This window comes from Mycobacterium sp. 050134 (assembly GCF_036409085.1).
In the GTDB taxonomy this organism is placed as follows: domain Bacteria; phylum Actinomycetota; class Actinomycetes; order Mycobacteriales; family Mycobacteriaceae; genus Mycobacterium.
On sequence record NZ_JAZGLV010000038.1, the window covers coordinates 1 to 20,221 of the forward strand.

General features: G+C 68.7%; 18 protein-coding genes and 1 tRNA gene. 9 read left to right on the forward strand and 10 right to left on the reverse strand.

What is annotated here, in order from left to right:
- Window positions 1–88 precede the first annotated feature (88 nt).
- Window positions 89–1,021, reverse strand: coding sequence for a diacylglycerol kinase (locus tag SKC42_RS26615; protein WP_330967229.1), 933 nt, complete (start codon window positions 1,019–1,021; stop codon window positions 89–91).
- Window positions 1,018–2,598 carry an FAD-binding oxidoreductase gene (locus tag SKC42_RS26620; protein WP_330967243.1) on the reverse strand — a complete coding sequence of 527 codons (1,581 nt, stop codon included), beginning with the start codon at window positions 2,596–2,598 and terminating at the stop codon, window positions 1,018–1,020. Before SKC42_RS26620 ends, SKC42_RS26615 begins: the two co-directional genes overlap by 4 nt.
- Before the next feature lie 50 nt (window positions 2,599–2,648).
- Between SKC42_RS26620 and SKC42_RS26625 the strand changes: the two genes are divergently transcribed.
- Together SKC42_RS26625 and SKC42_RS26630 are read left to right on the forward strand one after the other, a co-directional pair.
- A complete protein-coding gene (locus SKC42_RS26625; RefSeq protein WP_330967230.1) occupies window positions 2,649–3,212 on the forward strand; it encodes a TetR/AcrR family transcriptional regulator in 564 nt (187 codons plus the stop codon).
- Window positions 3,200–4,747, forward strand: coding sequence for a glycerol-3-phosphate dehydrogenase/oxidase (locus tag SKC42_RS26630; protein ID WP_330967244.1), 1,548 nt, complete (start codon window positions 3,200–3,202; stop codon window positions 4,745–4,747). The genes SKC42_RS26625 and SKC42_RS26630 overlap by 13 nt, the downstream gene beginning before the upstream one ends.
- Here SKC42_RS26630 and SKC42_RS26635 read toward each other — a convergent pair.
- The gene (locus SKC42_RS26635) at window positions 4,744–5,175 is read right to left on the reverse strand and encodes a nucleoside deaminase (RefSeq protein WP_330967245.1); all 432 of its coding nucleotides are present in this window, start codon (window positions 5,173–5,175) and stop codon (window positions 4,744–4,746) included. The two genes, SKC42_RS26630 and SKC42_RS26635, sit on opposite strands and share 4 nt — an antisense overlap.
- A 99-nt stretch (window positions 5,176–5,274) precedes the next feature.
- On the opposite strand from SKC42_RS26635, the gene SKC42_RS26640 reads away from it, so the two are divergent.
- Genes SKC42_RS26640 through SKC42_RS26650 form a run of 3 tightly spaced genes read left to right on the forward strand, consistent with a single transcriptional unit; the run spans window position 5,275 to window position 7,933 of the window.
- The gene (locus SKC42_RS26640) at window positions 5,275–6,834 is read left to right on the forward strand and encodes an FAD-dependent monooxygenase (protein WP_330967231.1); all 1,560 of its coding nucleotides are present in this window, start codon (window positions 5,275–5,277) and stop codon (window positions 6,832–6,834) included.
- A 3-nt stretch (window positions 6,835–6,837) separates the two neighbouring features.
- On the forward strand, window positions 6,838–7,440 hold the full coding sequence (locus tag SKC42_RS26645; RefSeq protein ID WP_330967232.1) for a nuclear transport factor 2 family protein: 603 nt from the start codon (window positions 6,838–6,840) through the stop codon (window positions 7,438–7,440).
- The gene (locus SKC42_RS26650; RefSeq protein ID WP_330967233.1) at window positions 7,430–7,933 is read left to right on the forward strand and encodes a nitroreductase family deazaflavin-dependent oxidoreductase; all 504 of its coding nucleotides are present in this window, start codon (window positions 7,430–7,432) and stop codon (window positions 7,931–7,933) included. Before SKC42_RS26645 ends, SKC42_RS26650 begins: the two co-directional genes overlap by 11 nt.
- A 279-nt stretch (window positions 7,934–8,212) precedes the next feature.
- Here the strand turns inward: SKC42_RS26650 and SKC42_RS26655 are convergent, their stop codons facing one another.
- The 7 genes from SKC42_RS26655 to aceE all read right to left on the reverse strand — a co-directional run bounded on the left by SKC42_RS26655 (window position 8,213) and on the right by aceE (window position 18,168).
- Window positions 8,213–9,634, reverse strand: coding sequence for an acyl-CoA carboxylase subunit beta (locus SKC42_RS26655; RefSeq protein WP_330967234.1), 1,422 nt, complete (start codon window positions 9,632–9,634; stop codon window positions 8,213–8,215).
- 67 nt (window positions 9,635–9,701) lie between these two features.
- Entirely contained in the window at window positions 9,702–10,961 is a 1,260-nt protein-coding gene (gene kasB / locus SKC42_RS26660; protein ID WP_330967235.1) for a 3-oxoacyl-ACP synthase KasB, read from the reverse strand.
- An 80-nt stretch (window positions 10,962–11,041) separates the two neighbouring features.
- On the reverse strand, window positions 11,042–12,292 hold the full coding sequence (gene kasA, locus SKC42_RS26665) for a 3-oxoacyl-ACP synthase KasA (RefSeq protein WP_330967236.1): 1,251 nt from the start codon (window positions 12,290–12,292) through the stop codon (window positions 11,042–11,044).
- Entirely contained in the window at window positions 12,289–12,636 is a 348-nt protein-coding gene (gene acpM, locus SKC42_RS26670; RefSeq protein WP_085255629.1) for a meromycolate extension acyl carrier protein AcpM, read from the reverse strand. The genes kasA and acpM overlap by 4 nt, the downstream gene beginning before the upstream one ends.
- Before the next feature lie 79 nt (window positions 12,637–12,715).
- On the reverse strand, window positions 12,716–13,633 hold the full coding sequence (locus tag SKC42_RS26675) for an ACP S-malonyltransferase (RefSeq protein ID WP_330967237.1): 918 nt from the start codon (window positions 13,631–13,633) through the stop codon (window positions 12,716–12,718).
- Window positions 13,634–13,770: 137 nt separating this feature from the next.
- Window positions 13,771–15,099 carry a PucR family transcriptional regulator gene (locus tag SKC42_RS26680; RefSeq protein WP_330967238.1) on the reverse strand — a complete coding sequence of 443 codons (1,329 nt, stop codon included), beginning with the start codon at window positions 15,097–15,099 and terminating at the stop codon, window positions 13,771–13,773.
- Between the two features lie 276 nt (window positions 15,100–15,375).
- Entirely contained in the window at window positions 15,376–18,168 is a 2,793-nt protein-coding gene (aceE, locus tag SKC42_RS26685) for a pyruvate dehydrogenase (acetyl-transferring), homodimeric type (RefSeq protein ID WP_330967239.1), read from the reverse strand.
- A gap of 159 nt (window positions 18,169–18,327) precedes the next feature.
- Here aceE and SKC42_RS26690 point away from each other — a divergent pair, with 159 nt between their 5' ends.
- The 4 genes from SKC42_RS26690 (at window position 18,328) to SKC42_RS26705 (ending at window position 19,997) form a co-directional block, all read left to right on the forward strand.
- Window positions 18,328–18,909, forward strand: coding sequence for a hypothetical protein (locus tag SKC42_RS26690; RefSeq protein WP_330967240.1), 582 nt, complete (start codon window positions 18,328–18,330; stop codon window positions 18,907–18,909).
- Window positions 18,910–18,992: 83 nt separating this feature from the next.
- Entirely contained in the window at window positions 18,993–19,415 is a 423-nt protein-coding gene (locus SKC42_RS26695) for a DUF3052 domain-containing protein (RefSeq protein WP_330967241.1), read from the forward strand.
- On the forward strand, window positions 19,415–19,876 hold the full coding sequence (locus tag SKC42_RS26700) for a peroxiredoxin (protein ID WP_330967242.1): 462 nt from the start codon (window positions 19,415–19,417) through the stop codon (window positions 19,874–19,876). The genes SKC42_RS26695 and SKC42_RS26700 overlap by 1 nt, the downstream gene beginning before the upstream one ends.
- Before the next feature lie 46 nt (window positions 19,877–19,922).
- Window positions 19,923–19,997, forward strand: a tRNA-Val gene (locus SKC42_RS26705).
- Window positions 19,998–20,221: the final 224 nt, after the last annotated feature.

Below are 20,221 nucleotides of genomic sequence, written 5' to 3' on the forward strand. Positions count from 1 at the left end.
CCCGCTACGACAAACTCGCCATCGTCTACCGCGGCGCAGCCGTTCTCAACGCCATCGTCGCCTGGACCCGACGTTTGTCAGACATGCCCTAGTGGTGCGCGGAGACCCGAGGCCGTAACACCTGCAACGCGCCCGGGACCGCCGCGATCTCGGCGGGCAGCGGGCAGGCGAAGTCGCCGTCGGCGTAGACGTTGATCCCCGGGCACTCGACACGAATCGACTTGGCGCGCGCGGTGCTGACCTCGGCGAGGTTGACGTGCGTCCCCTTCATCACGGTGGGGAACAGGCGAACCAGCTTGGTCCGGGACGCCGAGTGGACCATCGTGATGTCGAGCAGGCCGTCGGTGGGATCCGCGCCGGGACAGATCAGCATCCCGCCGCCGTAGCTGCGGGTGTTGCCGAGCGCCACCAGCGTTAGGTCGGCGTCGATCTCCCGGCCGCCGTCGAGCTCTATCCGGAACGGCAGCAGCCGCAGCTGGGAGAGTTCGGCCAGCATTGCGAGGTAGTAGCGCAACCGCCCGTGCGGCCAGGTCATCCGGTTGGCGCGGTCCGTCACCAGCGAGTCGAAGCCGGTGGCCGCGACGGTGCCGAACCACTTCTCGGCGCCGGTGGAGTCGCGAATCCGGCCCAGGTCGATGGTTTCCGTCCAGCCGTCGACGACGACGTCCGCGGCGGCCTCGGGATCGCCCGTGGGAATGCCGAATTCGCGCGCGTGGTCGTTGCCGGTGCCCGCCGGGACGACGCCCAGCGGGACGCCGGTGCCCGCGAGGAGCTGCAGGGCGTTGGACACCACGCCGTCGCCCCCGGTCGCCATCACCGCGTCGGCGCCCTTGTCCAGCGCGGCGCCCACCAGGTAGCGCGCGTCCTGCGCGTCGTCGCCGATGATCTCGACCACCTCCACGCCGCGGTGGTGCAGTCGCGCTATCGCGCGCTCGGCCGCGCGGATGGCGGCGCCGTGCCCGGACACCGGATTGGTCAGGGCGATGACCTTGCTTATCTCGCGAGGATGTCGCCCGGTCACGGAATCAGCTTGCCCGGGTTGAGGATTCCGGCCGGGTCCAGCGTCGCCTTGACCGCGCGCAGCACCCGCACCCCGAGCTCGCCCACCTCGTCGCGCATCCAGGGCCGGTGGTCGGTGCCGACCGCGTGGTGGTGGGTGATGGTCCCGCCGGCGGCGACGATCGCGTCCGAGGCGGCCCGCTTGGCGGTCCGCCACTGCTCGATCGGATTGCCGCGCTGTCCGGCTACGACGGTGAAGTACAGCGACGCGCCGGTGGGGTAGACGTGCGAGATGTGGCACATCACCAGCGCGGGTGTCCCGGTTCCGGCGAGGGCGTCGGTAAGCGCCCGGGTGACGGCGGCTTTGAGCGTGGGGACGTTCGACCAGTCGGTGGCCGTCTCGAGGGTCTCGCAGAGCGCGCCGGCCGCCAGCAGCGAATCGCGCAGGTAGGGCGCGCCGAACCGGCCCCGCTCCCAGGCCTGGGCCGGTCCCTCGCCCAGGGACGTGCCGCCGCGCGCGGCGAGCAGGGCGGCGGTCTCGGCCTGCCGGCTCTCGACGTGTTCGTCGGTGCCTTCGAACATGGTGATGGCCAGGCAGCCGCCGGTGATCTGCGTTTCGCCGATCGACTCGGTGGTGGCGAGGTTGACCCCGGTTTCGGCCTCGTCCGAGAGCCGGATGACGGTGGGCCCGGTGGCGGTCTGGGTGACGGCGCGCAGCGCCGCGGCGCCGGTCTCGAAGTCGGGGAACGACCACGCCTCGTAGCGGACGGCTGCCGGGACCCGGTGCACGCGCAGCCGCACCCGGGTGATGACGCCGAAGGCGCCCTCGGAGCCGATCGCCAGCTGGCGTAGGTCGGGGCCGGCGGCCGATTCCGGGCCGCGGCCCAGGTCGAGGGTGCCGGCGGGGGTGACCATCCGCAGCCCGCGCACCATGTCGTTGAAGCGGCCATAACCGGCCGAGTCCTGCCCGGACGACCGGGTCGCCGCGAAGCCGCCGATCGTGGCGTACTCGAAGCTCTGCGGGAAGTGCCCGAGCGAAAAGCCTTGGGCGCCCAGCATTCGCTCCGCCTCCGGGCCGGTGACACCCGCCCCAAAGACGGCCTGGCCGGAGTCCACGTCGAGCTCGATGAGCTGGTCGAAGCGGCGCAGGTCGAGAGAGACCACGGTGGGGAACCCCTCGCGGATGGGGTCCAGGCCGCCGACCACGCTGGTGCCACCCCCGAACGGGACGACGGCGATGGAGTGCTCGGAGCAGTAGCGCAGAACGGCTGCGACGGCCTCGTCGTCACCGGGCAGCAGGATCGCGTCGGGCGCGTCCTGCACGCCGACGTCCTTGCGGCGCAGCAGGTCGATCGTGGACTTGCCGCCGGCGTGCAGCAGCCGATCGAGGTCGCCGGTGCGGCAGTATTCGTCGCCGACGATCGCCGCCAGCGCCCGCCGGTCGTCGTCCGACAACGCCGACCGGCGCACCCGCACCTGCTCGGGCAGCAGCTCAGTTGCGACCGAATCCTCCACTCCGACAGCCTGTTTCAGCAGCGACCGGATGCCCTCGGATAGCGGCTTGGCCGCTGCGGGGTCCCCCCATGCGTTCCATTTCATCGGCGGGAGGAGTAGTGCCTCGCGGTGGGTCATGCGTTACAGTATTACATATGCTGTCAATCAGTAACGCGGCTACCGCGGACCGGATCCTCGCGGCGGCCGCCAGCTGCGTCGTCGACTTCGGCGTTGACCGGGTGACCTTGGCCGAGATCGCGCGGCGCGCCGGCGTGAGCCGGCCCACCGTGTACCGGCGCTGGCCGGACACGCCGTCGATCGTCGCGGCGCTTCTGACCAGGCACATCACCGACGTGATGTGTGACGCGCCGCTGCTCGGGGAGGACCGGGAATCGCTGGTGCGACAGATCATCACGGTGGCCGACCTGCTGCGCCAGGACACGTTGGTCATGTCGGTGCTGCACTCGGAGCTGGCGCCGATTTACATCACCGAGCGCCTCGGCACCAGCCAGCACATGCTGATCGACGCGCTGGCCGAGCGGCTGCGCGCCGCCCAGCGCCACGGCAGCGTCCGTGCCGGTGACCCCCGGCAGATGGCCACCATGGTGCTGCTGATCACCCAGTCGACCATCCAGTCCCAGCGGATCGTGCGGCCGATCCTCGACGCCGGCGCGCTGGACGCCGAACTCGCCCACGCCCTGAACGGATACCTGTCGTGACCGATGCGGCATTGAACGCCACCCGCCGTGCGGCCGACCTGGCCGCGCTCGCCGACGGCGAGCCCCTCGACGTCGTCGTGATCGGCGGTGGCATCACCGGGACGGGCGTCGCGTTGGACGCCGCGTCGCGGGGACTGCGGGTGGCGCTGGTGGAAAAACACGATCTGGCGTTCGGCACCAGCCGTTGGAGCTCCAAGCTCGTGCACGGCGGGCTGCGCTACCTGGCGAGCGGCAACGTCGGCATCGCCCGGCGCAGCGCCGTCGAGCGCGGAATCCTGATGTCGCGCAACGCCCCTCACCTGGTTCACGCCATGCCGCAAGTGGTCCCGCTGCTGCCCTCCATGCCTCGGGGAAAGCGCGCGCTGGTGCGCGCGGGTTTCCTGGCCGGCGACGCGCTGCGGATGCTCGCGGGCACGTCGTCGTCGATACTGCCGTGGTCGCGCCGGATCTCGCCGGAGCGCGTCGCGCGGCTGGCGCCCACGGTCCGGCGCGCGGGACTGGACGGCGGCCTACTGGCCTACGACGGCCAGCTGATCGACGACGCCCGCTTGGTCACCGCGGTCGCGCGCACCGCCGCGCAGCACGGCGCGCGGATCCTGACCTACGTGGCGGCATCGAAGGCCACCGGGACCTCGGTGCGGCTGACCGACCAGCGTTCGGGGCAGTCGTTCGACGTGGCGGCCCGAGCGGTGATCAACGCCGCCGGGGTGTGGGCGGCCGAGATCGACGGCCTGTTGCGGCTGCGGCCCAGCCGCGGGACGCACCTGGTGTTCGACGCCGAGGCCTTCGGGTATCCCACCGCGGCGCTGACGATTCCGATCCCCGGCGAGCTCAACCGGTTCGTCTTCGCCATGCCCGAACAGCTGGGCCGGGTCTATCTGGGGCTGACCGACGAAGCCGCCCCCGGCCCGATCCCGGACGTCCCGATACCGTCCGCCGAGGAAACCGCGTTCCTGCTCGACACGGTCAACACCGCGCTGGGGGTCGCGTTGGGCCCCTCCGACGTCATCGGCGCCTACGCGGGACTGCGGCCGCTGATCGATACCGGCGAGGGCCGCACCGCCGATGTCTCGCGCGAACACGCCGTCGTGGAATCGGAGTCCGGGATCATCAGCGTGATCGGCGGCAAGCTGACCGAATACCGCTACATGGCGCAAGACGTGCTGGACCGCGCCGTCAGCCTGCGGCACCTGCGCGCCGCTAAGTGCCGGACGCACGACCTGCCGCTGATCGGGGCGCCCGCCAACCCCGGGCCCCCCGGCTCCGGCCCGGTCGCGGGGTTGCCGGCCTCGCTGGTGCAGCGGTATGGCGCCGAGGCCGCCAGGGTGGTGGCGACCGCAACGTGCGGGCGCCCGACGGAGCCGGTCGGCGAGGGTATCGACGTCACCCGGGCCGAATTCGAATACGCCATCACCCATGAGGGCGCGCTGGACGTCTCCGACATCGTGGACCGGCGGACCCGCATCGGCCTGGTGGATGCCGATCGCGAGCGGGCGCTACCGGCGGCCGAGGAGTTCCTGGCGCGTCTGGGCTAGGGTGCCAGGCCGATGTCCTCGTGCCACAGGTCGGGATGGTCGGCGATGAACGCCGACATCATCGCCGTGCAGCGGCCGTCGTCGAGCACCGTGACCGTGACGCCGTTCTCGGCCAGCCACTCGTGCCCGCCGCTGAACGTGCGGCATTCACCGACCAAGACCGCGCCGATATTGAACTGGCGTACCAGCCCACTGCAGTACCAGCACGGCGAGAGCGTGGTCACCATGACGGTCGAGCGGTAGACGCGCTGCCGGCCGGCCGCGCGAAACGCGTCGACCTCGGCGTGCAGCGACGGATCGTCCTGTTGCACACGGCGATTGCGGCCGCGGCCCAACAGGTCACCGCCCGCGGTGAACAGCGCGGCGCCGATTGGGATGCCACCCTCCGCCAGTCCGGCGCGCGCCTCGTCGAGCGCGACGTCCATCATCGCCGCCGCCGTGAGTGTCATGGGCCCTATCTTCCCTCAACCCGAAACGTCTTAGATTATGACTGTGAATATCTAATGAGAGCTACTATCATTCTAGCTATGACGCTCACGCGAGTTCCCGCCCTCATCGTCGGCGCCGGCGCCGCCGGCCTCGCCACATCGGCATTGCTGGCGAAACAAGGGGTCCACTCGCTGCTGGTCGAGAAGCGGCGCGAGGTCTTCATTTATCCCAAGGCCCGCAACTTGAGCTTTCGCAGCCTGGAAATCCTGCGGGGCCTCGGATTGGCTGACGAGGTCCATGCGGTCGCGGACCATGTTTCGACGATGATGGTCAAACCGGCGCTGAACAGCGCCGAGGAGCAACTGGCCTTGGACATCGACGCGATCTTCGCGGGCCTCGACCATCTCAGTCCCGAACCGGCGGCGCAGTACTGCCCGCAGAGCAGGCTCGAGCCGATCCTGCTCGCCGACACGCGCCGACGGGGCAGCGAGGCGCGCTACGGGAAGGAGCTTTCGTCGCTCGAGCAGGACGGGGCGGGTGTCACCGCGGTGGTGCGCGACCTGGACAGTGGGGAGTCCGAGACCGTCCGCGCCAATTACCTCGTCGCCGCCGACGGCGTGCACAGCCCGATCCGAAATTGGTTAGACATCAGCACATCTGGTTACGGGGCGCTGCCGATTTTTGTCGTATTCATCTACTTCCGGGCGCCCTGGACGAAGTACGTCTCGCACTTGGCCGACGGCGACGCCGTGCAGGTCAAGAACGCCGACGTGGACGGCATCTTCCTGCTGGTGCAGGGCGAGCTCGGGATGTTCGTCACCACCTATTTCCCGGGCAAGGGCGAATCGGCCGACCAGTTCACCCCGCAGCGCTGCCGGGAGCTGCTGCTGAAGGCGTTCGGCGAGCCCATCGACATCGACGTGATCGAGGTCGCGGCCTGGCAACCGTACGAGCAGGTGGCCGACCAATTCCGCTGTGACCGGGTCTTTCTCGTCGGCGACTCGGCCCACACCATGCCGCCGTTCAAGGCCGGCGGGGCCAACACCGCGATCCAGAGTGCGCACAATCTCGCCTGGAAGCTGGCCGCCGTCTTGCACGGGGCCGCCGGACCGGTGCTGCTGGACACTTACCACGCTGAACGGCACCCGGTCGGGCGCTTCAACGCGCGCCAGTCGCTTACCGGGCCGTCGCTGGGCTTCCTGCAGTTGGACGACGACCGGCCCCTGTTGCCGCCGGACGAGGAGGCGCCGATGTTCGCGCTGCTTATCGGCTACCAATACCGCTCGGGTGCAGTGGTGTCCGATGCTCCCGCGCCGGCGGACCCCGACGCGGTGTCGCTGGTGGACGAATTGCGCGGGCAGCCCGGTACCCGCGTCCCGCACGTGTGGGTGCGTGACGGGATTTCGACGCTCGACCTGCTGGGTCCGGGATTCACCGTGCTCACCAGCGACGAACGCTGGTGCGCCGCCGCGGCTTCGGCGTCGGTGGCCGCGCACCGCATCGAGAGCGACGAATGGGCGGCGGTCACCGGACTGGGCCCCTCGGGAGCCCTGCTGGTGCGTCCCGACGAATTTGTCGGCTGGCGCTGTGACGGGCTGCCGGCCGACCCTGAAGGGCAACTGCGCCAGGTGCTCTCACAGATCCTGGGCAGGGGATAGGTTATGTCCGAGCAAGAGAACCTGACTACGATCCGCGCGTGGGTCGATGCGATCAATCGCAACGATGTCGATGCCGAACTGGCCTGCTGGGCGCCCGACGGCGAATACCGGGTGATCCCTACGGGTGTCGTCTACCGGGGCCTGGCGCAGATCGGCCAGGCGGGTCGGCAGTCGGCGGCCATGGTTGCGGGCCAACCCGCCCAGGGCAGAAAACAGATCACCCATCTCGAGGCGGGCGAGAATTGGGCTTGCGTCAGCTATGACACGCGTGCCACGATCGGCGGACCCGTCGTCCTGGATGGCATCACCGTCGTTCCCGAGGGATCCGAACGCACGGTGGTGGGAAAGGCGAACGTGGCGTTCGAAATGAGGAACGGAAAGATCAGCCGAGGGATCGAATTCCTCGATACGTCAGCCCTGGCGCGGCAGCTCGGCGTCGAGCACGCGCAGATCGAGCGCCTCTACGCCGAGCTGGGCTCGCGAGCACACCCCGCTTCCGCGAGCTCCCCGGCACACAGCCCGGTAGAATTCCGCCAATTCGACCTCACCCGCGAAGACCTTCCCGGCACCGTTCGTCACGCCAGGAGAGCAGATCATGGCTTCTGACAAGCAGATTCGACGGCAACAGCTAGTGGGGATCTTCGTGGGCGGGGTGCTGGTGCTCGGTGGCGCCGTCCTGACGGCGGTGTCGGTGTTGCCCAGGGTTTTCCGGCGAAACCGCAAGCTGATGCGGCTGGGGGCCATGCAACGGTACAACGACTTCACTCGGAGGAGTGCGGGTAGCGAGCGTTCCCCGTTCGCTCTGCTCACCCACGCGGGGCGTCGCAGCGGACGCACCTACCACACGGCGCTGGGCGCTCAGGCCTACGGCGACGGGTTCCTCCTTCCGTTGGGCTACGGCACCGAGACGGACTGGTACCGCAACGTGATGGCGGCGGGAGCGTGCACGCTTGCCTGGAAGGGACGGACGTACCGGCTCGAGCGTCCGGAGTTACTCTCCGGCCCCGAGGCGCTGCAAGCCTGGCCGCTGCGCCAGCGGATCACGCTGCGTCTCTCCGGGATCCACGATTTCGTGTGGGTGCACGAAACAACAGGATAGGGGTTCCCCCACGGCCCGTCGTCAGTCGCTGCCGAGCCCGTGGCGATGCTAGCGATCTTCCCCCGCAAGCCAGACAGCGGGTTGCCCACCACCACTGCGGAAAGTCTTCTGGTGTGTCGTGAGTCATTCGCTTGTCAATACGTCGAACGTGGGGGGAAGTACACATTCCCACCGCCATCACTTTTCGTCCATAAGACCCACGCTCGAAAACAGAAGCGAAGACGCGAACTCCCGCCGTGGCGTTCCGCTCGCGTGGGAAAGAGCGTGCGTACGCGCGGATTACAGCGGGATGTTCTTGTGACGCCCGCGGCGTGCCGGCGCCTGAGCCAGCGCCTCGGTGAGCTTGCTGCGGGTGTGCGACGGGTCGATCTTCTCGTCGACGACACCGATCTCGATGGCGCTGTCCACCCCGCCCGCGATCCGCTCGTGCTCGGCCGCCAGCTGGTCGTGCAGGGCCTCGCGCTCGTGCTCGGGCGCGGCCGCCAGCTTGCGCTTGTGCAGGATGCCGACGGCGGCCTTGGCGCCCATTACCGCGACCTCCGCATCTGGCCAGGCGAACACCTTGGTGGCATTCAGCGAGCGCGAGTTCATCGCGATGTAGGCCCCGCCGTAGGTTTTTCGGGTGACCAGGGTGACCCGCGGAACGGTGGCCTCGCCGAAGGCGTGCAGCAGTTTGGCGCCGCGGCGCACCACGCCGCCCCACTCTTGGTCGACGCCGGGCAGGTAGCCGGGCACATCGACGATCACGATCAATGGAATTCCGAACGCATCGCACAATCGCACGAAACGTGCCGCTTTCTCGGCGCTTTCGGAGTTCAGGCAGCCGCCCAGGCGCAGCGGGTTGTTGGCGAGCACGCCAACGGTCCGGCCGGACAGCCTGCCGAGCCCGACCACCATCGACGGCGCCCAGTTGGCCTGGAACTCGTCAAACGGGGTGTCGTCGTCGAGGATCGCGGTTACGATCGGGTGCACGTCGTAGGCCCGCCGCGCCGATTCCGGCAGCAGCGCGTGGATGTCGGTGTCCCCGGCCTCGGCCTTGCTGCGGTCGAAATGCCCCTGCTGGCAGAACAATCCGACCAGCCGACGACCGCGCTCGTAGGCGTCGAGCTCGTCGTCCGCGACGATGTGGCACACCCCCGACTTCTTGTGGTGGGTGTCGGGGCCGCCGAGCGAGCACATGTCCACGTCCTCGCCGGTTACGCTGCGCACCACGTCGGGCCCGGTGACGAACACCCGGCTCTCCGGCGCCATGACGATGACGTCGGTCAGCGCCGGCCCGTAGGCGGCGCCGCCGGCGGCGAATCCGACGACCACCGAGACCTGCGGGATGTAGCCGGAGGCCCGGATCATGGCCTCGAACACCAAGCCCACCGCGTGCAGCGCCTTGACGCCCTCGGCCAGCCGGGCGCCACCGGAGTGCCAGATGCCCACGATCGGGCTCTGCTCCTCGATGGCGGTGTCGTAAGCGTTGACGATGTGCGTGCAGCCCTCGATGCCCATGGCACCGCCCATGACGGTCCCGTCGGTGCAGAACGCGATCGTCCGCACACCGTTGACGGTCCCCGAGGCCGCCAGCACACCCGAGCGGTCCCGCTCGTGCAGCAGCTCGCCGCTGTCGTCGTCAAAGAAATTGCTCAGGCGCAACAGCGGGTCGCGGGGGTCTAGCGATTCGCCTACCGACTCGGGGGCCATGGTCGTCATCGCGGGTCTCCTCTTCCGATGTTGCTCGGGGCTAGCAGTAGCTATGGCAGGTGGGTGAGAGCTTGGGTCAGTACCGTCCAAAGGCGAGTGCGACGTTGTGCCCGCCGAAGCCGAATGAGTTGTTGATCGCGTACTGGTAATTGCCAGTACGCGGCTTGCCCGCCACGACATCCAGATCGATCTCCGGGTCGAGGTTGGCCAGATTGAGTGTCGGCGGGATGACCTGGTCGCGCAGCGTGAGCACGGTGAGGATCGACTCGACCGCACCGACCGCACCGACCGAGTGGCCCAGCGCCGCCTTGGGGGCGTATACGGCCGCGTTGCCGCCGTGCGCGCCTAGGGCGTTGTTGATGGCCTTGCTCTCGGCGAGGTCACCGACGGAGGTGCCGGTGGCGTGGGCGTTGACGTGGTCGATGTCGCCGGGCGTGAGCCCCGCGAGCTGGATGGCGCGCGTCATCGCGGCGCCGGCGCGGACGCCGTCGGGGTCGGGAGCCACCATGTGGTAACCGTCGGAGGTGATGCCGGCGCCCATGATCCGGGCCAGGATGTTGGCGCCGCGGGCCTTGGCGTGCTCCTCGGTTTCGATCACCATCAGCGCGCCGGCCTCACCGAACACGAAGCCCGTGCGGTCACGGTCGAACGGGCGGCAGGCGCCTTCGGGGTCGTCGTTCTTGGTCGACATGACGATGCGCATCTGAGCGAACGCCGCGATCGGCACCGCCTCGATCTTGGTCTCCACTCCACCGCAGATCGCAACGTCGGCCTCGCCGAAGACGATGTTGCGCCATGCCTGGGCGATGCCCTCCGACCCCGACGCGCACGCCGAGATCGGCGTGATGACACCGGCTTTGGCCTGGCGTTCCAGCCCCACCGCCGCGGCGGCGCCGTTGGGCATGTACTTCTGTACCCCGAGCGGGGAGACCGCCTTCATCCCGCGCTCGCGCATGTCGTCGTAGCTGAAGACCATCTCTTCCGACGAGCCCAGGCCGGTCCCGATGGACACCAGCAACCGGGTGCGGTCCACCTCGGGCGAGCCGGCGTTCTCCCACACCCGGCGGCTGAGCACGGTGGACATCCGCTGCAGGTAACCCGTCCGGCGCAGCTCGATGCGCGTCAGCTGGCTGTCGAATTCCTCCAACAGGTGCCCGCCGATGCGCACCGGCAGGTCGAACTGCTCGACGAACGGGTCGTCGAGGACACGGATCCCGCTTTGCCCGTCGAGCAACAACTTCCAGGTGTTCTCGACGTCGGTCGCCACCGCAGTGGTCATGGCAATGCCGGTGACGACTACGTTCGGGAGTGATTTCCCGGTAACGAGCTCTGTCATGGGTCTTGCGACCGTTCCTTTCGTGCGTTGTGGTGATCGCGAGCCCGGCGGGGCCGGGTGAAGCGGGTCACCACTGTCAATCAGTAACGCCCGAAGGCGAGCGCCACGTTGTGCCCGCCGAACCCGAACGAGTTGTTGATCGCATAACGGAAATCGCCATAACGGGGTTCGCCGGCGACGACGTCCAGGTCGATCTCGGGGTCGGGCGTCTCGTAGTTCAGCGTCGGCGGAATGACACCGTCCCGGAGGGACAGCACCGTGAGCAGCGATTCCAGCGCGCCCACCGCACCGATGGAGTGGCCGAGCGCCGACTTCGGCGCGTACACCGCGGCCCGCTCGCAGCCGGCGACCCGGATGGCGTTGGCCTCCGCGCTGTCACCGATCGGTGTGGCCGTCCCGTGCGCGTTGATGTGGTCGACGTCCTTGGGGGACAGCCCCGCCAGCTCCAGCGCGCGCGTCATTGCCCGCCCGGCGCGCACACCGTCGGCGGCCGGAGCCACCATGTGGAAGGCGTCCGACGTGATGCCGGCACCCAGCAGCCGGGCCAGCGGCTTGGCGCCGCGGGCCTTGGCGTGTTCCTCGGTCTCGATGAGCATCAGGGCCCCGGCCTCGCCGAACACGAAGCCGTCGCGGTCCTTGTCGAACGGCCGCGACGCGCGCTCCGGCTCGTCGTTGCGGGTCGACATGGCCCGCATCATGGAGAACGCCGCGATGGGCAGCGCCTCGATCGGCCCCTCGACCCCGCCGCAGACGGCGACGTCGGCGTCGCCCATGACGATCTGGCGCCACGCGTGGGCGATCGCTTCGGAGCCCGAGGAGCAGGCCGACACCGGGGTCATGACCCCGGCGCGAGCCCCCAGCTGCAGCCCGACGGTCGCCGCGGCGCCGTTGGGCATGATCATCTGAACGGCGAGCGGCGACACCTTGCGGGGGCCGCCCTCGTTCATCAGGTCATAGCTCTCCACGATCCGTTCCGCGCCGCCGAGGCCGGTGCCGACCACGACCGTGAACCGGTCGGGGTCAACCTCGGGCGCGCCTGCGGTCTCCCATAACTGACCGCTCAGCAGTTTGCTCATCCGCTGGACGTACGACATACGCCGCATGTCGAGCCTGCCCATGTGGTTGTCGACGGGCTCCTTGAGGTGTCCACCGATCTTGACGGGCAGGTCCCACTTGGTGATGAAGTCGTCTTCGAGGACGTGGATGCCGCTCTCGCCGGCCAACAAGCCCTTCCACGTGCTCTCGATGTCCGGCGCGAGGGATGTCGTCGCCGTGACGGCGGTTACCACAACGCTGGGGTAACCGCCATTAGCAGTGGAAGGCTTGGTCACTTGCTCTCCGCTTCGAGCCTCGCCTGGACGTTGGCAACCGCCTCGGGGTTTTCGGTCTCCAGCTTGGCGCGCAGGGCCTGGGCCGCCTCGGGGTTCTCTTCCTCGAGCTTCTGGATGTAGGCGACGACGTCACCGACGGTGCGCAGGCCGGCGAGGTCTTCGTCGGGGATCTTCACGCCGTACTTGTCCTCGGTCTGCACGGCGATCTCCACCATCGACAGCGAGTCGATGTCCAGGTCGTCGACGAACGACTTCTCCGGGGTGACCTCGGAGGGCTCGATACCGGTCACCTCTTCGATGATCTCGGCGATACCGGCGATGATTTCTTCCTGACTGACGGGCACAGCGTCTTCCCTTCGTAATGTGTTGTGTATCAATCGAACAGATGTGATGAATATATGGTTGTACTGGCCGCGGCAGGCGTTAGCTGTCTGCCAGCGCGTCCAGGTCTGCGGGCGACTTGACGGCATGGGCCGCAACTCCCCGAAGTTCGCGCTTGGCGATGCCGGTGAGAGTGCCCGCGGGCGGGAACTCGACGATCGCCGTGACTTCGTGCTCCCGCATCGTTGCGGTGCACAGGTCCCAGCGCACCGGCTGGATGAGTTGAGCGACAAGCGTTTCCATCGCCTGTGCCGCCGACGTGACGGGCTTGCCGTCGCGGTTGGAAAGCAGCGTGGCGGTGGGCTCGGCGGTCGCGATCGCGGCCGCCGCGGCGGCGTAGCGGTCGAGCGCCGGCGCCATGTACTTGGTGTGGAAGGCCCCGGCCACGCCGAGGGTGCGCACCCGGGCCTTGGCCGGCGGGTCCCCGGCCAGCTTGGCCAGCGCGGACAACGGGCCGGCCGCGACGATCTGACCGGCGGCGTTGCGGTTCGCGGGGAACAGGTCGAGCTCCTCGAGGCGGCTGAGCACCTCGGCCTCGTCGCCGCCCAGCACGGCCGACATGCCGGTCGGCTCGATGGCGCACGCCTTGGCCATCTCGGCGCCGCGGGTGGCGGCCAGCGCGACGGCGTCATCGGCGGCCATGACGCCGGCGATCGCGTAGGCCGCGATCTCGCCGACCGAGTGACCGGCCACGATCAGGTCTTCGGGGTTCTTGCCCGACAGCGACCCGCGCTTGGTGGCCTCTTGGTGAGCGAGCAGCGTGGCCGCGACGACCAGGGGCTGGGTGACCGCCGTGTCGGTGATCTCCTCGGTCGAGGCGGTGGTGCCCAGCCGCACCAGGTCGAGGCCGCTGGCCTTCGACCACAGGGCGAGCTGGTCCGCGGCGCCCGGCAGGTCGAGCCAGGGCCCCAGCATTCCCTCGGTTTGCGAGCCCTGTCCGGGCGCGAGCAATGCGATCACGTGTTTAAGAGAACACTGTGGAAACGGTTTTGGCGGGTGTAACAGATTATGAACCTCGTCTTAGGTTTTTGTGTACTCCCTACAAAATAGCTCCGTAAGCTACATGTTTGATACAGTGCTGCGACCTGTGGCGTGGCTCACTGCTTGGCCGACTTGCCCAGCGTGGCGCCGTTGACCGGCAGCGGAACTGGCGTTATCCCACTGTTACCAAGGCCTGTCGGGGTCTTCGGATAGTTGAGCTGACCCACCGTCGACGCCACACGCAGCACGTATGCGTCGCGCGGATCCGTGGGATCGCGGCCGGTGAAGTCGGTGATCCGCTTGAGTCGGTAGCGCACCGTGTTTGGATGAACGAACAACTTCCTGGCACAGGCTTCAATGGCGCCGCCTGAATCTAAGAAAGCGTCAAGGGTCTCGACGAGCGTTGGGCCCGCTTCGCCGAGCGGACCCATCACATCGGTGTGCAGCGCCACGATCGCCGACGCGTCGCCCATTAGCGCGCGTTCGGGCAGCAGCTCCCGCGCCAGCACGGGCCGCGGCGCGCCGCGCCAGCCGGCGACGGCGTTCATCCCCGAAATCGCCTCGCTCGCACTGTGGTACGCGGCGGTCAGCATGGGCGCGGTCGGCCCGATGACCACGGGGCCGTCGGAGAATGCCTGCAGCAGATCGCCCAGGAACTTCTCGGTGGGGGACAGCTGACCGGACACGATCGCCACCAGCCAGGTGCCGTGCACGTCGGTGAGCGCCGCGCGGCCGTGGTGGGCGGCGATGTCGCGGACCTGCTGGCTGGCGCGCAGATTGCCGAGCTGGCCCTTCGCGTCGTCTCGGTCGGGCGCCGGGATGCCGACCACGACCGTCGCCGGGGCCGTGGTGTCCCAGTTCAGCGCCGCCGCCCGGGACAGCAACTCCGGGCCGGTGTCGCCGCGCACCACGGCGTCGACGACGCTGGCCTCCATCCGGCTGTCCCACGTGCCGCGTGCCTCCGCCGCGTCGGCGTAAGCGGAGGCGGCGGTGAAGGCCAGGTCGCGGCTGTACTTCAGCACGCCCACGGTCAGGGCGCTGAGCTGCTCCTCGGAGCGCGCCACCAGCGGCAGCACCTCCTCGAAGAACTCCATCGTCACGCGCACCATGTCGACGCTGTGCCGCAGCGCGATCCGGCGGGCTAGGTCCTGGGGCACCAGCTCGAAGGCCTGGGCGGTGTAGCTGACGTTGCTGTGCGGGTCCTGCATCCACTCGACGAAGTTGTTGATCGAGGTCTGCACCACCAACGCCACGCTCGCCCGCTGTGACGCTTCCAGGTCGGCGAAGAAGGGCAGGCGGTCCTGTAGGGCCGACACGGCCTCGGTGGCCAGCCGCCCGGAATACTGCTTCAGCCGGCGCAGCACCGAGTCCGGCACCGTGTCCAGCAGTTCGAGCGGCGACCGGGGCTGCTTTGCGAACGGGCCGGCGAACGGGTTGTCATTCACCCCTAAAACCTACGCTTCATTTTGGAAGGTCTCGCTAAAGCCGCGGCCGGGTCGTCGCCGTGTCGTGTGCCCGGTTGGCAGGGCGCGCGACACCGAATGCCCGGTTGGCAGGGCGCGCGAGACACCGAATGCCCGGTTGGCAGGGCGCGCGACACCGTATGCCCGGTTGGCAGGGCGCGCGACACCGTATGCCCGGTTGGCCGGGCGCGCGACACCGAATGCCCGGTTGGCCGGGCGCGCGTGGGGATGACCCGGACCAGGCTGCGGCGCCGAGGTCTACGTCGCGGTCCCGGCGTCGGACGACTGCCCCGAAGCGGCCTGCACGTCGTCGATCCGGTACTGCCGGGCCGCCGCCACCGGCACCGACGGGTCGATCTCGCCGTCGCGCGCCAGCGCCTCGAGCACCGCGACCACCTGCGATTCGGCGTCGGTGTTGAAGAACCGGCGCGCTGCGGGCCGGGTGTCGGAGAAGCCGAACCCGTCGGTGCCCAGCGTGACGTAGGTGCCCGGCACCCACGGCCGGATCTGCTCCGGGACGGCGCGCATCCAGTCCGACACGGCGACGACCGGCCCGGCCGTCTTCGCCAGCGCCTCCGTCACGTACGGCGTCGGGGCCTGCCGATCGGGGTGGCGCAGCTTCTCCCGCTCGACCGCCACGCCGTCACGGTGCAACTCGCCCCAGCTGGTCACCGACCACACGTCGGCGGCCACGTCCCACTCGGCGGCCAGCAGGTCGGCCGCCTTCAGCGCGGCGGGCATGGCCACGCCGGACGCCAGGATCTGGGCCGTGCTGTTGCGCTGCTCGGTGGCCGCGCGGTAGCGGTACAGGCCCCGGAGCAGGCCGTCTGGGTCGAAATTCTCGGGCTCCGGCGGCTGCGGGTACGGCTCGTTGTAGACCGTGATGTAGAAGTACACGTTTTCGGGGTTCTCGCCGTACATGCGGGCCAGCCCGCTCTCGACGATGTAGGCGATCTCGTAGGCGAACGCCGGGTCGTAGGACACCACCGCCGGGTTGGTGGCGGCCAGCAGCAACGAGTGGCCGTCGGCGTGCTGCAGGCCCTCACCGGTCAGCGTGGTGCGCCCGGCCGTGGCCCCCAGCAGGAAGCCGCGGCTCATCTGGTCGGCGGCCGCCCACAGGTCGTCACCGGTGCGCTGGAACCCGAACATCGAATAGAAGATGTAGATCGGGATCATCGGCTCGTGGTGCGTCGCGTACGACGTGCCGGCCGCGATGAACGACGCCACCGATCCGGCCTCGTTGATCCCCTCGTGCAGGATCTGCCCGACTTCGCTCTCCTTGTAGGCCAGCATCAGGTCGGCGTCCACCGCGGTGTACAGCTGGCCCAGGCGGTTGTAGATCTTCAGCGACGGGAACCACGAGTCCATGCCGAAGGTGCGCGCCTCGTCGGGGATGATCGGCACGATGCGCCGGCCAACCTCGGAGTCCCGCATGACCTCCTTGAAGGTGCGGACGGTCGCCATGGTGGTGGCCACCTCTTGCTGGCCCGATCCCTTCTTCAGGGCGGCGTACGTCTTGGAGTCGGGCAGCTTGAGGGCCTTGGTCTTGGTGCGGCGCTCGGGCACGAAGCCGCCCAGCGTGCGCCGGCGGTCGAGCAGGTAGCGGATCTCGGGGGCGTCCGGGCCGGGGTGGTAGTACGGCGGCAGGTACGGGTCCTCGTCCAGCTGGGCGTCGCTGATCGGGATCCGCATCGAGTCCCGGAAGTGCTTGAGGTCTTCCAGGGCAAGCTTTTTCATCTGGTGAGTGGCGTTGCGGCCCTGGAAGTGCGCGCCCAACGAATAGCCCTTGATGGTCTTGGCCAGGATCACCGTCGGCTGGCCCTTGTGGTCGAGGGCGGCCCGGTAGGCGGCGTACACCTTCCGGTAGTCGTGGCCGCCGCGCTTGAGATTCCAGATCTCGGCGTCGGACATGTTCTGCACCAGCGCCTTGGTGCGCGGGTCGCGCCCAAAGAAGTGGTCGCGCACGTAGGCGCCGTCGTTGGCCTTGTACGTCTGGTAGTCGCCGTCGGGGGTGCTGTTCATAAGGTTCACCAGCGCACCATCGCGGTCGGCGTGTAGCAGGGCGTCCCACTCGCGGCCCCAGACCACCTTGATGACGTTCCAGCCGGCGCCACGGAAGAACGACTCCAGCTCCTGAATGATCTTGCCGTTGCCGCGGACCGGCCCGTCCAGGCGCTGCAGGTTGCAGTTGATCACGAACGTCAGGTTGTCCAGGCCCTCGAGGGCGCCGACGTGCAGCAGCCCGCGGCTCTCCGGCTCGTCCATCTCGCCGTCGCCCAGGAAGCACCACACGTGCTGGTCGGAGGTGTCCTTGATGCCGCGGTCGTGCAGGTAGTGGTTGAACCGCGCCTGATAGATCGCGTTTATCGGGCCCAGGCCCATCGACACCGTCGGGAATTCCCAGAAGTCGGGCATCAGCCGCGGGTGGGGGTATGACGGCAGGCCGCCGCCGGGATGGCTGTGTTCCTGCCGGAATCCGTCCAGCTGGTCCGCGGTCAGGCGGCCTTCGAGGAAGGCGCGCGCATAGATCCCCGGGGACGCGTGGCCCTGGATGTACACCTGGTCGCCGCCGCCCGGATGCGCCTTGCCGCGGAAGAAGTGGTTGAACCCGACCTCGTAGAGCGCGGCCGAGGAGGCGTAGGTCGAAATGTGGCCGCCGACGCCGACTCCGGGCCGCTGGGCCCGGTGCACCATGATGGCCGCGTTCCACCGAATCCACGCCCGGAAGCGCCGCTCGACGTCCTCGTCGCCGGGGAACCACGGCTCGAGCTCGGTCGGGATGGTGTTGACGTAGTCGGTCGACGTCAGCGACGGGATGGCGACGCGCTGCTCACCCGCCCGCTCCAGCAGGCGGAGCATCAGGTAGCGCGCGCGGGCGGGGCCCGAACGCTCCAGGAGTTCGTCGAACGATTCCAGCCACTCCGACGTCTCCTCGGGATCGATGTCGGGCAGGTAGGACGCCACGCCTTCACGGATCACCCGGACGCGGTCGGGTTCGCTTGCGCTGCTGGGGGTTCTGGCAAGGTCGTGGCGCGCGAATTCGGTTGTCAACTTCCGCTCCTGTAGTTGGCGGTGCGTCTGCCCTCCTATCGTGCCGCACCGGAGTCCCGGGCGGGTACCCGCCGTCCTCAGTGGGGAACCGGTTCACCTTGCCGACACCAACCCGGCGTGTGCTGGGACTGCGTGAACGTCACCCGGTAACGTCAAGCCGTGCTCATCGGGTGGCGTGCCGTCCTTGCCGGGAAATCCCCGAGGCGAGGGGCGCTGGCGCTCGGTTGCGTCGCGGTGGCGCTGATCGGCATCGTCGGCTGTACCACCGTCACCAACGGCACGGCCACGCCCGATACCAAGGTGGCCCCGGCCTACCGGCAGTCGGTGTCGGCCTCGGTGTCCGCCTCGTCCGCGACGTCTTCCATCCGGGAATCGCAGCGCCAGCAGTCGCTGACCACCAAGGCGGTGCGCGCGTCCTGCGATTCGCTGGCCACGACGAGCAAGGACGCGATCGACAAGGTCAACGCGTTCGTCGGCGCCTACAACGCGGGACGCAACACCGGTCCCACCGAAGGCCCGGCCATCGATGCGCTGAACAACAGCGCCTCAACGGTATCCAACGGCTTCAACGACGCGCTCTCGCAGCAGTTGAAGGACGCATTCAACGCCTACGTCGACGCGGCGCACGGGGTGGCCAACGCCATCGGGACGCACGCGTCGACGGGGGAGTTCAACAGGCGGGTCGACCGACTCAACGACACCAAGACGAAAGCCCTGAAACTGTGCCTGGCGTCGTTCTGAGGCGCGGGTGTCGACAGGGTTGCGGCTATGCGACGATATTCCCCATCGCACAGTGCGCGCGAAATGTTTAAGGAGGCTCCACGGTGGTCGCGGCGGATCACGACCCGAGCTACGCTCGCAAATTGGGTATCCAACGAGACCAAGTGGTCCAAGAGTGGGGCTGGGACGAAGACAGCGACGACGACATCCGGGCCGCGGTGGAAGAGGCATGCGGCGGTGACCTGCTCGACGAGGACAGCGACGAGGTCATCGACGTGGTGCTGCTCTGGTGGCGTGACGGGGACGGCGACCTCGTCGACACCCTGATGGACGCCATCAGCCCGCTGGCCGAGGATGGCGTCATCTGGGTGCTGACGCCCAAGACCGGCAAGCCGGGCCACGTGCTGCCCTCGGACATCGCCGAGGCGGCCCCCACCGCCGGCTTGATGCCGACGTCGTCGGTCAACCTGGGTGACTGGAGCGCCAGCCGATTGGTGCAGCCGAAGTCCCGGACCGGGAAGCGTTGATGCTGGCCGTCGGCACGGCCGCCCCCGACTTCACCCTGCGTGACCAGAACCAGCAACGGGTCACCCTGAGTTCGTATCGCGGCGCCAAGAACGTGCTGCTGGTGTTCTTCCCGCTGGCGTTCACCGGGATCTGCCAGGGCGAGTTGGATCAGTTGCGCGACCACCTGCCCGACTTCGAGAACGACGACAGCGCGGCGCTGGCCATCTCGGTCGGCCCGCCGCCCACGCACAAGATCTGGGCGCTGGAAAGCGGCTTCACGTTCCCGGTGCTGTCGGACTTCTGGCCGCACGGCGAGGTCAGCCAGGCCTACGGGGTGTTCAACGAGGCCGCCGGGTACTCCAACCGCGGCACCTTCGTGGTCGATCGTTCCGGGATCATCCGGTTCGCCGAGATGAAGGAGCCCGGTGAGTCGCGCGACCAGCGGATGTGGACCGAAGCGCTGGCAACCTTGAAGTCTTGACGTTTGGGGCCCCGGGGTGAGGGCGTGTAGCCTCCCCGGGGCAGCGGGGCGCGTAGCTCAGTGGTAGAGCTCTGGTTTTACACACCAGCGGTCGGCGGTTCGATACCGTCCGCGCCCACCACTAAATCTACTGTTAGGTGAATATTTTCGCGGTGGCTGCGTCGGTGTCGGAATGCCCGCCGGGTGCCTAGCCTCGATTTTTCGTCCAAGGTGATGGGGGCCGAGCTTTGTGACGTGAAGCGTCGCGGATTGGGTTCTGCGGTTCGGGGGCGTGCTGGGGTGGTCCTGTGTAGCCGGGTGGGGCGGGCTTTCCCAGGTCCAGTGGGTCTTTCGTGGTCGGTCGGT